The organism is uncultured Parasphingorhabdus sp. (assembly GCF_963975735.1).
GTDB lineage: Bacteria > Pseudomonadota > Alphaproteobacteria > Sphingomonadales > Sphingomonadaceae > Parasphingorhabdus.
The window spans coordinates 252,668-266,042 of the sequence record NZ_CAXBIA010000001.1; the positions used below are offsets into that span (position 1 = coordinate 252,668).

Below are 13,375 nucleotides of genomic sequence, written 5' to 3' on the forward strand. Positions count from 1 at the left end.
TTGGCGATGACGGAGTGAGAGATAGAATATGACCGACAATTTCGACTATGATCTTCTGATAATCGGCTCCGGCCCAGGCGGCTATGTTGCTGCAATCCGTGCGGCGCAACTCGGTCTGAAGACCGGCTGTATCGAGAGCCGCGAGACGCTTGGCGGCACCTGCCTCAACGTCGGTTGCATCCCGTCCAAGGCAATGCTGCACGCGTCGGAACTTTATCACGAAGCCCATAGCGGCGCGCTGGAGAAATTCGGCGTCAAACTGACCGGCGCGAAGCTTGACCTGAAGCAGATGCTGGCCGAGAAATTGAAGGCGGTCGAGGAACTGACCGGCGGCATCGCCTTTCTGTTCAAGAAGAACAAGGTCGACTGGATCAAGGGGCGTGGCGCGTTTGAAGATGCGCACACGGTCAAGGTCGGTGACAAGAGCTACACGGCGAAAAATATCCTGATCGCGACCGGCTCTTCGGTTACCCCGTTGCCCGGTATTGAAGTCGACAATGACAAGCAGATCGTGGTCGACAGCACGGGCGCGCTCGAACTGTCGAAAGTGCCGGGCCATCTGGTCGTCATCGGTGGCGGCGTGATCGGGCTGGAACTCGGTTCGGTCTGGCTGCGGCTCGGCGCGAAAGTGACCGTTGTCGAATATCTCGACCAGATTCTCCCCGGCATGGATGGCGATATCCGCAAGGATGCGAATCGCATGTTCAAGAAACAGGGCTTTGATATCCGCACCGGCACCAAGGTCACCGGCTGCACGGTCAAGGGCAAGAAAGCCACGCTGACCATGGAACCGGCCAAGGGCGGTGACAGCGAAACGCTCGAAGCCGATGTCGTGCTCGTGGCAATCGGCCGCAAGCCGAATATTGACGGTCTGGCGCTGGAAAATTCCGGTGTCGAAACCAACGACCGCGGCCAGATCGAGGTCGGCCATGACTTCCAGACCAAGGTGTCCGGCGTCTATGCGATCGGTGATGTGACACCCGGCCCGATGCTCGCGCACAAGGCCGAGGACGAAGGCATTGCCGCCGCCGAATTTATCGCTGGACAGCAGGGCATCGTCAATCACGACCTGATCCCCGGCGTGGTCTATACCTATCCCGAAATTGCCAGCATCGGCAAAACCGAGGAAGAGGTGAAGGACAGCGGCGTCGAATATAAGGTCGGCAAATTCCTGTTCGCCGCCAACAGCCGCGCCAAGACCAACCGCGATACCGAGGGCTATGTGAAGATCATCGCGGACGCGAAAACCGATCGCGTGCTCGGCGCCCATATCATCTCGTCGCTCGCCGGCACGATGATCGCGCAGGTTACGCAGGCGATGGAATTCGGCGCAACCAGCGAGGATATCGCCTATACCTGCCACGCCCATCCGACCCATTCGGAAGCGATCAAGGAAGCGGCGATGGCGGTACAGGGCAAGCCGATTCATATGTAGTGTGATGGCCAGTCAGTTGATCCGTCTGTCAGGTTTGGCTTTCGCAGTCCTGATGGGCTGCATCTATATGCTGTCAGCCGGTGCACCGCGTGAGTTTTGGATCATCAACGGTGCGGCTCTTGCTTGCGCGATTGGTCTGTCTGTTTTTCTAAAACGGCTAGATCGAGGCTTCGGCGCAGTCGCTTTCACCGGTTTTGCGTTGGCGCTTTTTGCCGCAACGCTGTTCAGCGACGCGGAAATTGACGGGATCCATCGCTGGATTGCAGTTGGCCCGGTTAGATTGCATGTCGGTTTGCTTTTGCTGCCTGCGACAATTTCGCTCTTGCCAGACCTACGGAGAGAATTGGCGCTACTGACGGTCATTGCCATCAGCCTGATCGTTTCATTGCAGCCCGACAGAGCAAGCGCATTTGCGTTGCTCTCAGGCGTTTTGGTGCTTGCGATGGCAAAGCGCGACAAATGGTCTCTCGGGATGCTGGCGATTGGCGGGTTCAGTTTCTTATGGACATTGCGGAAAATTGACCCGTTACAGCCGGTTCGATTTGTGGAGTATGTGATCAGGGATGCTTGGGAATCCGATCCATTGTCCGCTGCTGTTATGGCAGTTTCTCTCATTCTGGCATTGGTCGTGCCTTTATTTGGTTTGAATTTCAGGAATCAAATCCCCCTCATCGCTTCGTTGGCGACTATCGGTGGTTTCGTCATTATCTCACTTTTTGGACCATATCCCACTCCGCTTATCGGATATGGTGCTACAGCCATTGTTGGATATGGTCTCGCATTGGGATTATCAGCGGTTCGTGAGACAGGAGTCAGACTGGCATGAACATGAAACATCATAAACTCATGCGCTGGCATGTCTGGCTGGGCTGGCTGATCGGGGTGCCGATTATCATCTGGACCGCCAGCGGACTGTTGATGGTGGCGCAGCCGATCGAGACCGTGCGCGGCAATCATCTGCGCAGCGAGATGCCGGCGCTGGCCGCGATAAAGCCGGTCGCGCCGTTGCTCGAAGGCCGTCAGACCAAGAGCCTGACCCTGCAGCAGAATGAAGCCGGCCCCTATTGGGTGATTGCCTATGCCGACGGTGGCAAGCGGCGGGCGGATGCCCTGACCGGCGCCTTGCTGCCACCAGTTTCCGCTGCCGAGGCCGATGCGCTGGCCCGTGCTGCCCGGTCCGACGCCGCGGCGATCCGTTCGGTCACACGATTTGATGCCGACAAGGCGCCGATGGATCAGCGCAGCGGACGGCCCGCGTGGCAGGTGGTGTTTGACGATGATGCGCGCTTCTATATCGATGCCGATACCGGCGAGCTTCTTTCGGTCCGCACCAAATTCTGGCGGGCGTTCGATTTCATGTGGGGCTTGCATATCATGGACCTGCAGACGCGCGAAGATACCAGCCACCCGATATTGATCGGATCGGCCATGCTTGCTCTGCTCGGTTCGATACTCGGTTTTGTCATGCTGTTCACCCGGCGCAGACGAAGGAAAGTGTCATGAATTCGGTCTTTCTCTATAGCGCGCTTGGCTGGCTCGACCTGTTCGGGATTGCGGTATTTGCGATTTCCGGTGCGCTGGTTGCAGCGCGCAACCGGCAGACCTTGGTCACCTTCGGCTTTTTCGCGCTCGTCACAGGTGTCGGCGGCGGTACCGTCCGCGATCTGTTGATCGGCGCGCCGGTCTTCTGGGTGCAGGACGCCCGCGTACCGATCCTGTGTTTGAGCATTGCCCTGCTGGTCTGGCTTACGCCGGTCAAATTCTGGCGCCCGGCAGCGGTCGACTGGTTCGACGCCATCGGTCTGGCCGCCTATTCGGTTTTCGGTGCGGCCAAGGCGATGCAACTGGGCATTGATCCGGTCCCCGCAGCGATCATGGGGATCATTACCGCGAGTGTCGGCGGGGTGATCCGCGATCTGATTTCCGGCGAACCCTCGATCATCATCCGGCCGGAACTTTATGTTACCGCCGGTGCGCTTGCTGCGTCGACCTTTGTTCTGCTGGTGCAGCTGGGGGTGCAGGGGTTTATCGCCGCACTGATCGCCTTTGCCGCCGGATTTGCATTGCGCGCGCTGGCGATCATCAAGGGTCTGTCCTTACCCGCCTATCGTGGCGCCGGAGAGAAGGAATAGCCGAACAGCCGGTTGATCCAGCCGGTGGACGCGCGCGTGTTCCGCTGGAATCCGGTTCCGCATTCCAGACATAATGCCTGGACGTCTTCGCGGACCAGCAAGCCCTGGGCAGTTGCCATGGCCTGACCGAAAATCGCCTTCTGGCGCTGTGCGGCCCAGCCGGTCACACCGGTGATCGGCGCGCTTTCCTGCCGGACGAACGGAATGCCGTCGAACGGGAGCCACGAGAGGCTGACCTGCGGATCAAGATATTGCGCGTGATAATCGCCTTCTGCCAGTCCGGCACGCTTGGCCGCCTCGGCGAGGGCTTCCGTCATGCCGCCAAAGCCGTCGACCAGACCCAGTTGGCGAGCGGTGCCGCCATCCCAGACCCGGCCTTGCCCGATTGTGTCGACCTCGGCCGGCGTTTTGCTTCGCGCGGCGGCGACCAGTTTGATGAAGTCGGCATAGCTGTTTTCAACGCCCGACTGAAGAATGGCATTGAGGTCTTCGCTGAAGCCGTCGACAAAATCGGGTTCGCCCGACAGCGGGGTGGTCTGGACGCCGTCGGCGGTGACCCCCCATTTGGCCAATGCTTTTTCAAAGCTGGGCAGAACCGCGAACACGCCGATCGAGCCGGTGATCGTATCGGGCTCGGCGAAAATATGATCCCCCGCCGTTGCGACCCAATAGCCGCCGCTCGCCGCGACGTCGCCCATTGAAACGACGATGGGCAGCTTCTTTTTCCTGGCTTCGAGCAGCGCGAGACGGATTTCCTCGCTGGCGAAGGCCGATCCGCCGGGCGAATCCACCCGGACCACCAGAGCCTTGATTTCTTCTTCATCCAGCGCTTTGTAAATCAGCTCGGCGATCCGTCCGCTGGCGGCCATGCCGGGGCCGGTATCGCCACCGACAATCTCGCCCGCAACGGTAATGACACCAATAGGGGAACCGTCGTTATCCAGAGGGTGCGCGGCCACAAAGTCGTCATAGTCGATGCTTTTGAAACTGTCCGGCGAGGGCTTTTCATCAGCGCCGACCTTTTCGGCGACAAAGCGTTCGAAGGCGGTCTTGTCGCCAAGCTTGTCGACCAGCTTCTGTTGTATCGCCACCGAGGCAATGTCGCCGCCTGCGGCGGTGATGAATGTGGCGGGGTCTTCGGCAAACGGCTTGATGATTGCCTGCGGCCGGGATTTTTTGACTTCGGTCTGCCAGCTGTCCCAGAGCACGCCGTAAAGCGCTTCCGAGGCTTCCCGCGATGCCGGTGACTGGTCGGCGCGCATATAGGGCTCGACCGCACTTTTATAGGTACCGACGCGATAGATATTGGCGGTTACACCGAGCCGGTCGATCAGGCCTTTGTAATAAAGCCGGTTGCCGCCGGGGCCGGCAAAGATGATGCCGCCCATCGGGTCCATCCAGATTTCTGTCGCATGGGCGGCAAGCTTGTAGCTGTCATCGCTGTAGAAACTGGCAAAGGCATAGATTGGCTTGCCCGCTTTCTTGGCTCGGTCAAGCGCCTCGCCGATATCGGTCAGGCTGGTCTGTCCGCCACCGACAAAACTGCTGAGATCAAGGACAATTGCTTTGACGCGGTCATCCTCGACCGTCGCATCAATGGCGTGCACGACATCGCGCAAGCGATATTCGCGCGGGCTGTCGCTACTGTTGCCGGCGAGAAAATCCTCGAAAGTCGGCGCAGCCGGTTCTTCGACAATCACGCCGTTGAGATCGAGCAGCAAGGCGCCGTTGCGGATCGCGCCGCTATTCGGTTGAGTCGACAGTAGGGCATAAAGCGCGCCGAAAAACAGCAGCATGGCGATCAGCACCATGCCATCCTTTATTGCGACCAGAAATCTCCACGCCGCTCGCGCAAATTGCATATTCATATCCCTGTTTTGACCGGATTGACCCCACCTATATGGGATCGGGACAGGATATTACCAGCGGATAAGACGGGGGACGATCAGCCGGCCGAGAATTGCGCAGATGGCTACCGCCAGCGAGTACCAGAGTCCGATATAGAATATGCTGTTGAACGGGCAGTGCAGGCTGTAGGCGGCCGCACCCAGAGCGCCGGAGGACATACCGATGAGCCAGCCTGCGCGGTCCAGTGCGACCGGTGCGCCACGGCGAAGCCAGAAAACCTGTGCTGCGGCTATGCCCGTACCCACGAATATGCTGATAGCGAGGCATTCGACGCCATAGCGCGGCACGAATATCGACATATTGTCCGGTGCGGCTATCATGGCCATGACGGCGGCCGTCGCAGGAAACAGCAAAGCGGCAAATAAGGCCCAGACCCAGCCTTTGAAACTGTTGCCGACAGCGGGCTGGCTCATCGCAATGACGGCGTAGCTGCTGGTCAGGCCGAGCAGGAGCAAGGCCCCGCCCCGCAGGAAGAACATCGGATCCGGAATACCCATCAATATATCACCGCGGATTCCGCCAAACACGGCAATCAGCGCGGCAAATGCCGCGGCGGTCATCAAGGTAAGCGCGAGCCCGTCCCGGGCTTTCAACGGTTTAACCGGCGTCAAGTCGTCGACGAGGCGATCTATCATCTTGTCTGACATCATTTACACTCTTCTATCATCATTCTGTTTCGACCATCGCAGAGAGCTTCTTCAGTCCGCGATGGATGTTCACTTTTACCAAAGATTCCGACTGGCCGGTCATCGCCGCCGCCTCGTTGATACTGAGGCCTTCAATCTTCACCAGGCCGATCACTTCGGCCTGTTTCGGCGGGATCATGCCGAGCAAGCGTTCAAGGCTGACCTTGGCGGTCACGTCCCCGTCCTGCGGATCGGCGACCATTTCTTCGTAGAGCTGGTCATGCTCGTGCCGGTAAATCTTGCGCAGACTGTCGATCCAGCGGTAACGGCCGATGGCGGCCAGCCATGGCAGAAACGCCCTCGCCGGATCATAGCTGGCCCGCTTGCGATGCAGCGAGATCAATGTCTCCTGCACCAGATCATCGATCGCCGACGGGTTGATCTTGCGGCTATAATAGCGACGCAGCCATTTTTCGCATTCGGTCAACAGGCTGGCATAGCATTGCTTGTCGCCGCCCTGAGCCTTGACCATCAACAGCCGCATGGTTTCTTCATTGGCGATCATCAGCTCAGCCGAACTTGTGGCCGAGCAAGCGGTCCAGCGAGAATATCCCGCCGCCCCGCACGATCAATATGCCGGCCAGCGCGACCCAGATGATATGGGTCTGCCACCATGCCTCGGGATAGACGAAAAGCTGGATGACCAGAGTCATGACCAGCAGGCCGGCGGCCCCGAGCCGCGTGAACAGGCCCATGACAATCAGTATCGGCAGAAAATGTTCGGCATAGGTCGCCAGCAGGCCGGTGACCTCCGGCCAGGGCATGCCATATTCTTCCTGAAACAGGAAAACCGTCGTGTCGCTCATCTGCAGCCAGCTGCCGTCTTCGACCTTGGTCCGGGCCGAGCGCCAGAATATGCCGGCCAGCGCAACCCGCGTGAACAGCAGGACCACGGCTTCGGGCAGCGAACCGCTGACCATTTGAACGAGCTTTCTGATCAATTTCATCATTTGCTTCAACCCCCGGACTTTGTCAGTACGCCTGCCTCAATCAACGTCACGATATGCTGCATGGCGGATGTTTCATCACCCAGTTCGAGCGCTGCGTCCAAAAGGTTACCCAGAGTTGTAATATCCGTTATTTTTCCGGCAATATCATATTCGGTTCCGGTCAGAGGATGGAATAATATCTGCGCTTCCGGGCGGGCTACCAGCAGAGCATGAGGCGTATCCGGGCCCAGTTCGGCGAGCTGCGGTGACAGTGCGCCGGTCAGGTCAATCAGCCGCATGGCAGGATGGGCTTCGATGGCAAAGCCGATCAGGCTCGCTTCGTCCAGCGTGGCGATATCGGCCAGCGCCAGGGGTTCCGCGTCCGCTGCATGATAGCTTTCTGTCCAGGCCCATTCTACGCGGGCAAGGTCTGTTTCGGTTCCGCCACATTTCCGGCCTTCCAGAAAATCGGCGAATCCGGCCGCGATCATGTTGAGATCGCAGGAGAGGATATGGTCCTGTTCGACATAGTCGCGTGACAGGCTGTGAAACCTGTCATGGCCCATATGTTCGTGCAACTTGGGAAACGCATTTTCGAGCGCGACCAGCCGGGCGTGGGAAATTGTATTGGCGTGCGCCTTGAGACCGAGCAGCGCGCGGGCTCTGTCCTCTGAAAACATATCATCGGGAAAATGGGCTGGCCCTTTTTGCAGGCAGGCGATGAAGCGCGACTGTTCTTCAGCGAGCGAGGGCATGGCGCGGCTCCTCCGACAGCGGATCGGCCAATATGGCATTCGCTTTTCCGACTTCCGCCATCAGCACATCATATTCGGGAATATCCGTGTCCCATTCGATCAAAGTGGCAATCGGGCCGACCCGCTCGATAAAGCGGCGATATAAAGCCCAGGTGACATCGCTGACGATCGAGCCATGATCGTCGATCAGCAGCGGGCCGCTGTCATGGCGTTCCGTCGCATGACCAGCGAGATGGATTTCGCCGACGATTCCCGGATCGATGGCGTCGATATAGGCGTTCATGTCGAGGCCGACATTGGTCGCGGTCACCTCGACATTGTTGATGTCGAACAGCAGGCCGCATCCGGATTCTTTGCATAGGGCCGAGATAAAGTCCGTCTCGCTCATCTCGTCCTGTCTATAGCTGAGATAGCGGGACGGGTTTTCGATCAGGATCGGGCGTTTCAGCCGGTCCTGCACTCTGGCAATCTGCGCCGAAAAATGATCGAGGCATTCGCGGGTATAGGGAATGGGCAGCAGATCGGGGTAGCGGTCATGGGCATTGCCGCTCCAGCTCAGATGGTCGGAAACCATCGACGGCTGATAGCGGTCACAGAGCGCGGCGATCTTTTCCAGATCGTGGCTGTTGAGTCCGTCTGCACTGCCCAGCGACAAGCCGACGCTGTGAAAGCTCAGGGGATAGACCCCGGCGATGGCAGTGAGCCAGCGGTGTGCCGGACCGCCATCGCCGAAGTAATTCTGTGGATGAACCTCGACCCAGCTTGGGCGTTTCGTCGCCGCATTGTCATCGAGTACATTGTTATAATGGACCGATTTCAAGCCTATGCCGCCCATGGGAGGGAGGGAGCGCGGCACAGGCAGGGCCGACGAAACGTGAGGATCAGGAATTGCGGGCATCCACGGAATTTAGCGCATTCAGCCCTTTTTGGGAACCGGTTTAGCATTGCCCTTGTGCGCGGTCAGCGTGCCGCCGATTTTGACACATTCGCCCTTGGCGACATAGTTCCAGGCATTGCCTTGATAGTTGGTGGTAGATGTTCCGGCACAGCTGGTGCCCGGTCCGGCCGCACAATCATTCTTGCCGGCGAGCGCGACGCCATAGCATTTTTCCTTGGCACCGGCTGCCTGTGCAGCGGTGGCGGATAGAGACAGGCTGGCAACGGCGGCGAGTGTTGCTGCTGCAGCGGTTGTTTTCATCAAAGCAGACATAATATTTCCTTCTTGAAATCGGGGGAACCAGTCCGAGCCTGCCGAAGCGGGCTCACACTGACATTCGCCCAGCCCCGTGATCCGGTTACACCGCGGCTGTCAAATAGCGCGGATCGGCAGTGAAGCGAATCGCAATGCCCAGGAAATCCAACAAAAATGCGCGGAAATATTTTCCGCCCTTTCCCTTGACGACGGATGAATAACTATTACATGGGGCCTGTTAGCACTCGGAAGTAGAGAGTGCTAATTCACTTATATTCTGCTCTTCCGGTCGGCGGCGAACCGTTGGCATGAAGAGATTTGGATGGGACAAGAAAGGGAAATCTATGAAATTTCGTCCATTACATGACCGTGTACTGGTGCGCCGCGTAGAAGCGGACGCAAAGACCGCGGGCGGCATCATCATTCCGGATAGCGTGCAAGAAAAGCCATCCGAAGGCAAAGTTGTTGCAGTAGGCACCGGCCTGAAAGACGATAACGGCAAGACCACAGCGCTTGACGTTAAAAAAGGCGACAAGATCCTGTTCGGCAAATGGTCCGGCACCGAAGTCACCGTCGACGGCGAAGAGCTGATCATCATGAAGGAAAGCGATATTCTCGGTATTATCGAGAAGTAAGCGCTTCCCCGATCATAATTTCAATCAACTAAGCAGAGGAAAATATCATGGCTGCTAAAGACGTAAAATTCGGCCGCGACGCCCGCGAACGCATCCTTAAAGGTGTGAACACGCTGGCTGACGCCGTTAAAGTAACCCTCGGCCCCAAAGGCCGTAATGTTGTGCTCGACAAGAGCTTTGGCGCACCGCGCATCACCAAGGACGGTGTTTCGGTTGCCAAGGAAATCGAACTGAAAGACAAGTTCGAAAATATGGGCGCACAGATGCTTCGTGAAGTCGCATCGAAAACCAATGATGTTGCTGGCGACGGCACCACCACTGCTACCGTATTGGCTCAGGCCATCGTCAAGGAAGGCATGAAATCCGTTTCGGCCGGCATGAACCCGATGGATCTGAAACGCGGTATCGACCAGGCTGTTCTGGCCGTGGTTGCAGATCTCAAGAAACGTTCGAAAGACGTCAAGGGCACCGAAGAAATTGCCCAGGTGGGCATTATCTCCGCCAATGGCGATCGCGAAGTTGGCGAGAAAATTGCTGAAGCAATGGAAAAAGTCGGCAAGGAAGGCGTGATCACGGTTGAAGAAGCCAAGGGTCTCGACTTTGAACTCGAAGTTGTTGAAGGCATGCAGTTTGACCGCGGTTATCTGTCGCCTTACTTCATCACCAACCCGGACAAGATGATTGCGGACCTCGAAAATCCATACATCCTGATCCACGAAAAGAAACTGACCAACCTGCAGCCATTGCTCCCGATTCTGGAAGCTGTTGTTCAGGCCGGCCGTCCGCTTCTGATCATTGCTGAAGACATTGAAGGCGAAGCGCTGGCTACCCTGGTAGTCAATAAATTGCGCGGCGGACTCAAGATCGCAGCGGTCAAGGCTCCTGGTTTCGGCGATCGTCGCAAAGCGATGCTCGAAGATATCGCGATCCTGACCAAGGGCGAAATGATCTCCGAAGATCTCGGCATCAAGCTGGAAAGCGTTACGCTGAACATGCTCGGTGAAGCCAAGAATGTCACGATCGACAAAGACAATACCACGATCGTCGACGGCGCTGGCAAGAAGAGCGACATCAAGGCGCGTGTTGAAGCGATCCGTAACCAGATCGAAAACACCACATCCGACTATGACAAAGAGAAGCTGCAAGAACGTCTGGCGAAACTCGCTGGCGGTGTTGCCGTGATCAAAGTTGGCGGCGCTTCTGAAGTTGAAGTGAAAGAGAAGAAAGACCGTGTCGACGACGCGCTGCACGCAACCCGTGCTGCCGTTGAAGAAGGCATTGTCCCAGGCGGCGGTGCTGCGCTTCTCTATGCTACTTCTGCTCTCAAAGGCCTTGAAGGCATCAACGACGACCAGACCCGCGGCATCGACATCGTGCGTAAAGCGCTGCAGGCTCCGGTTCGTCAGATCGCTGAAAATGCGGGCTTTGACGGGGCTGTTGTCGCTGGCAAGATGCTTGACCAGAAGAGCAAGGAATTCGGCTTCAACGCATCGACCGATGTTTATGAAGACCTTGTCAAAGCTGGCGTCATCGATCCGACCAAGGTTGTTCGTGCAGCATTGCAGGACGCTTCCTCGGTTGCTGGCCTGCTGATCACCACCGAAGCGGCTGTGGCAGAAACGCCATCAGACGACAAAGCCGGTGGCGGCATGCCCGACATGGGCGGCATGGGCGGCGGCATGGGCGGAATGGGCTTCTAAACCCAACCACCCGGCTACGGCTGAACCAAATAAGAGGGGCTGGAAGGAAACTTCCGGCCCTTTTTTTGTGGTCGCTAGATACGTTTCCAAATCCGGTCACTTGTGCAATGGAGTCCCCATTGAAAATCACAACGACAGGATGAATGACTATGCGGATCCGGTTTCTTCTTATCAGCACGGCGTTACTCAGCGGGCTGGCTGCTCTTCCGGTGATGCCGGCGTCAGCGGCAACCGAGCAAGTCGCAACCGAAGCGGCGAGCGAGACCGATCGCATCAACCAGTGGTTCGACGAAAAATATGAAGAAGAACTCGCGTTCAGTCCGATCGAACAGACGTTCATCGGTCGCAAGACCAGCTATGGTCTGATTGATGATTTCAGCGACGCCGGCGCGGATCGCGAACTCGCCTGGCGACGCGCCGCTGTTGCGGAGATGATAAGCCAATTCGACTATGAGAAGCTCTCGCAGGACGCCAAAATTTCTTATGATATCTGGGTCTATAATCTTGAGCAGGCCGAGGCCGGTCTGGCGTTCCGGACCAATCGCTATTCGCTGCACCAGCACAATGGCCTGCAGTCATTTTTTCCGACATTTCTGATCAATACGCACAAGGTCGATTCGGAAGCGGATATGATCGGATTCATCCAGCGCCTGTCCGGTGTCGCCACCGCGCTCGATCAACTATTGGCGCGGGCAAAAACCAACGGGGCGGCAGGGACACGTCCGCCGCGCTTTGCCTATGAAGGCGTAATCGACCAGTCACTCAAGATCATCAGCGGTGTGCCTTTTGGTGACGGAGAGCCTTCGGCAATCTGGACCGCGACTGAAGAGAAGTTGCAGGGACTGGTCGACAAGCAGATCATCGACGAGGCACGGGCCGAAGTTTTGCGCAATGAAGCGCGCACGGCCCTGACGAGCGCTTTTGCGCCAGCCTATCAGCGGATCATCGCCTGGTATGAAGCTGACCTGCCAAATACCGACGCTGCGCCGAAAGGGGCAGGCACTCTGGCGAACGGCAAGGCATTTTACGATTACCGCCTAGCCAACCAGACGACGACAAAACTGACCGCTGACGAAATCCACAATCTCGGTCTTTCGGAAGTGACACGGTTGCGGGCCGATATGGAAGCGGTCAAGGACGAGGTGGAATTTGACGGCGATCTGAAGGCTTTCTTCAAGTTCATCCGCGAGGATGACCGCTTCTATTTCTCCGACGATGATGCCGGTGCGGATCAATATATCGCGGCGGCGAAGGAACATATCGAGGCGCTGAAACTGAAATTGCCTGATTATTTCGGCATCCTTCCGAAGGCGGATCTGGAGGTCCGCCGGGTCGAATCTTTCCGCGAACGCGATGGCGCAGCGCAACATTATCGCAGTGGCACGCCGGACGGTTCGCGGCCCGGCATCTATTATGCCCATCTTTCCGACATGCGGGCGATGCCGATCCCGACGCTGGAGGTGATCGCCTATCACGAAGGTCTGCCCGGCCATCATATGCAGATTTCGATTGCCCAGGAGCTGACGGGCATCCCGACATTCCGCACTCAGGCGGGCTATACAGCTTACAGCGAAGGCTGGGGTCTCTATTCGGAGAAGCTCGCCAAGGAAATGGGCGGCTATGCCGATCCCTATTCCGAATTCGGGCGGCTCACCAGCGAGATCTGGCGGGCGATCCGGCTGGTGGTCGATACCGGATTGCACAGCAAGGGCTGGAGCGAGGAGCAGGCCGTGGCCTATTTCCTCGAGAATAGCTCGATTCCGGAAGCGGCGGTGCGTTCCGAAGTGCGCCGCTATCTGGTCAATCCGGGTCAGGCAACCAGCTACAAGATCGGGATGATCAAAATCCTCGAATTGCGGGCACGGGCGCAGGAGCAACTGGGCGACCGGTTTGATATCCGCAGTTTCCACGATGTCATTCTGGGAGGTGGCGCGCTGCCGCTCGGCATCCTGGAACAAAGGGTCGATCAGTGGATCGCCGAAACGCTCGGCTCGTAAAGATCA

Annotated in this window: 14 protein-coding genes; 7 read left to right on the top strand and 7 right to left on the bottom strand. The window is 57.7% G+C overall.

The genetic code is table 11. From position 1 onward, the window contains the following. Positions 1-28 precede the first annotated feature (28 nt). The 4 genes from lpdA to AACZ86_RS01255 are packed head-to-tail and all read left to right on the top strand — an operon-like array spanning position 29 to position 3,567. The gene (gene lpdA / locus AACZ86_RS01240; RefSeq protein WP_339688813.1) at positions 29-1,435 is read left to right on the top strand and encodes a dihydrolipoyl dehydrogenase; all 1,407 of its coding nucleotides are present in this window, start codon (positions 29-31) and stop codon (positions 1,433-1,435) included. 4 nt (positions 1,436-1,439) lie between these two features. After that, on the top strand, positions 1,440-2,261 hold the full coding sequence (locus AACZ86_RS01245) for a hypothetical protein (protein WP_339688815.1): 822 nt from the start codon (positions 1,440-1,442) through the stop codon (positions 2,259-2,261). Continuing rightward, positions 2,258-2,938, top strand: coding sequence for a PepSY domain-containing protein (locus tag AACZ86_RS01250; RefSeq protein WP_339688816.1), 681 nt, complete (start codon positions 2,258-2,260; stop codon positions 2,936-2,938). The genes AACZ86_RS01245 and AACZ86_RS01250 overlap by 4 nt, the downstream gene beginning before the upstream one ends. Then, positions 2,935-3,567: a trimeric intracellular cation channel family protein gene (locus AACZ86_RS01255; protein ID WP_339688817.1), complete on the top strand. Its 633-nt coding sequence runs from the start codon at positions 2,935-2,937 to the stop codon at positions 3,565-3,567. Before AACZ86_RS01250 ends, AACZ86_RS01255 begins: the two co-directional genes overlap by 4 nt. On the opposite strand, the gene sppA is transcribed toward AACZ86_RS01255, so the two are convergent. From sppA to AACZ86_RS01290, 7 genes are read right to left on the bottom strand one after another with little or no spacing between them, the layout of a single operon-like run. After that, on the bottom strand, positions 3,540-5,429 hold the full coding sequence (sppA, locus tag AACZ86_RS01260; protein WP_339688818.1) for a signal peptide peptidase SppA: 1,890 nt from the start codon (positions 5,427-5,429) through the stop codon (positions 3,540-3,542). The two genes, AACZ86_RS01255 and sppA, sit on opposite strands and share 28 nt — an antisense overlap. Before the next feature lie 57 nt (positions 5,430-5,486). After that, positions 5,487-6,110, bottom strand: a complete 624-nt coding sequence (locus tag AACZ86_RS01265; RefSeq protein ID WP_339688819.1) for a DUF1109 domain-containing protein — start codon at positions 6,108-6,110, stop codon at positions 5,487-5,489. A 31-nt stretch (positions 6,111-6,141) separates the two neighbouring features. Beyond that, complete coding sequence (locus tag AACZ86_RS01270; RefSeq protein ID WP_339688821.1) at positions 6,142-6,666, bottom strand: sigma-70 family RNA polymerase sigma factor; 525 nt, start codon at positions 6,664-6,666, stop codon at positions 6,142-6,144. 4 nt (positions 6,667-6,670) lie between these two features. Further along, on the bottom strand, positions 6,671-7,108 hold the full coding sequence (locus tag AACZ86_RS01275) for a DoxX family protein (RefSeq protein ID WP_339689360.1): 438 nt from the start codon (positions 7,106-7,108) through the stop codon (positions 6,671-6,673). Between the two features lie 8 nt (positions 7,109-7,116). Next, the gene (locus AACZ86_RS01280; RefSeq protein WP_339688822.1) at positions 7,117-7,845 is read right to left on the bottom strand and encodes a putative DNA-binding domain-containing protein; all 729 of its coding nucleotides are present in this window, start codon (positions 7,843-7,845) and stop codon (positions 7,117-7,119) included. After that, positions 7,829-8,743: a DUF692 domain-containing protein gene (locus tag AACZ86_RS01285; RefSeq protein WP_339688823.1), complete on the bottom strand. Its 915-nt coding sequence runs from the start codon at positions 8,741-8,743 to the stop codon at positions 7,829-7,831. The genes AACZ86_RS01280 and AACZ86_RS01285 overlap by 17 nt, the downstream gene beginning before the upstream one ends. An 18-nt stretch (positions 8,744-8,761) precedes the next feature. Continuing rightward, positions 8,762-9,055 carry a DUF2282 domain-containing protein gene (locus AACZ86_RS01290; RefSeq protein WP_339688825.1) on the bottom strand — a complete coding sequence of 98 codons (294 nt, stop codon included), beginning with the start codon at positions 9,053-9,055 and terminating at the stop codon, positions 8,762-8,764. Positions 9,056-9,381: 326 nt separating this feature from the next. Here AACZ86_RS01290 and AACZ86_RS01295 point away from each other — a divergent pair, with 326 nt between their 5' ends. The 3 genes from AACZ86_RS01295 (at position 9,382) to AACZ86_RS01305 (ending at position 13,369) form a co-directional block, all read left to right on the top strand. Further along, positions 9,382-9,672, top strand: a complete 291-nt coding sequence (locus AACZ86_RS01295) for a co-chaperone GroES (protein WP_335653752.1) — start codon at positions 9,382-9,384, stop codon at positions 9,670-9,672. A gap of 47 nt (positions 9,673-9,719) precedes the next feature. Beyond that, positions 9,720-11,372, top strand: a complete 1,653-nt coding sequence (groL, locus tag AACZ86_RS01300; RefSeq protein ID WP_339688830.1) for a chaperonin GroEL — start codon at positions 9,720-9,722, stop codon at positions 11,370-11,372. Positions 11,373-11,521: 149 nt separating this feature from the next. Continuing rightward, positions 11,522-13,369: a DUF885 domain-containing protein gene (locus AACZ86_RS01305; RefSeq protein WP_339688831.1), complete on the top strand. Its 1,848-nt coding sequence runs from the start codon at positions 11,522-11,524 to the stop codon at positions 13,367-13,369. Positions 13,370-13,375: the final 6 nt, after the last annotated feature.

What these genes read in the sequence shown, in the direction of transcription:
- AACZ86_RS01295 (WP_335653752.1), top strand. Translation starts at nt 9,382, where the DNA reads ATGAAATTTCGTCCATTACATGACCGTGTACTGGTGCGCCGCGTAGAA.
- AACZ86_RS01285 (WP_339688823.1), bottom strand. Translation starts at nt 8,743, where the DNA reads ATGCCCGCAATTCCTGATCCTCACGTTTCGTCGGCCCTGCCTGTGCCG.
- AACZ86_RS01275 (WP_339689360.1), bottom strand. Translation starts at nt 7,108, where the DNA reads ATGAAATTGATCAGAAAGCTCGTTCAAATGGTCAGCGGTTCGCTGCCC.
- AACZ86_RS01245 (WP_339688815.1), top strand. Translation starts at nt 1,440, where the DNA reads ATGGCCAGTCAGTTGATCCGTCTGTCAGGTTTGGCTTTCGCAGTCCTG.
- AACZ86_RS01255 (WP_339688817.1), top strand. Translation starts at nt 2,935, where the DNA reads ATGAATTCGGTCTTTCTCTATAGCGCGCTTGGCTGGCTCGACCTGTTC.
- AACZ86_RS01270 (WP_339688821.1), bottom strand. Translation starts at nt 6,666, where the DNA reads ATGATCGCCAATGAAGAAACCATGCGGCTGTTGATGGTCAAGGCTCAG.
- AACZ86_RS01265 (WP_339688819.1), bottom strand. Translation starts at nt 6,110, where the DNA reads ATGATAGATCGCCTCGTCGACGACTTGACGCCGGTTAAACCGTTGAAA.
- sppA (WP_339688818.1), bottom strand. Translation starts at nt 5,429, where the DNA reads ATGCAATTTGCGCGAGCGGCGTGGAGATTTCTGGTCGCAATAAAGGAT.
- lpdA (WP_339688813.1), top strand. Translation starts at nt 29, where the DNA reads ATGACCGACAATTTCGACTATGATCTTCTGATAATCGGCTCCGGCCCA.
- AACZ86_RS01290 (WP_339688825.1), bottom strand. Translation starts at nt 9,055, where the DNA reads ATGTCTGCTTTGATGAAAACAACCGCTGCAGCAGCAACACTCGCCGCC.
- AACZ86_RS01305 (WP_339688831.1), top strand. Translation starts at nt 11,522, where the DNA reads ATGCGGATCCGGTTTCTTCTTATCAGCACGGCGTTACTCAGCGGGCTG.
- AACZ86_RS01250 (WP_339688816.1), top strand. Translation starts at nt 2,258, where the DNA reads ATGAACATGAAACATCATAAACTCATGCGCTGGCATGTCTGGCTGGGC.
- AACZ86_RS01280 (WP_339688822.1), bottom strand. Translation starts at nt 7,845, where the DNA reads ATGCCCTCGCTCGCTGAAGAACAGTCGCGCTTCATCGCCTGCCTGCAA.
- groL (WP_339688830.1), top strand. Translation starts at nt 9,720, where the DNA reads ATGGCTGCTAAAGACGTAAAATTCGGCCGCGACGCCCGCGAACGCATC.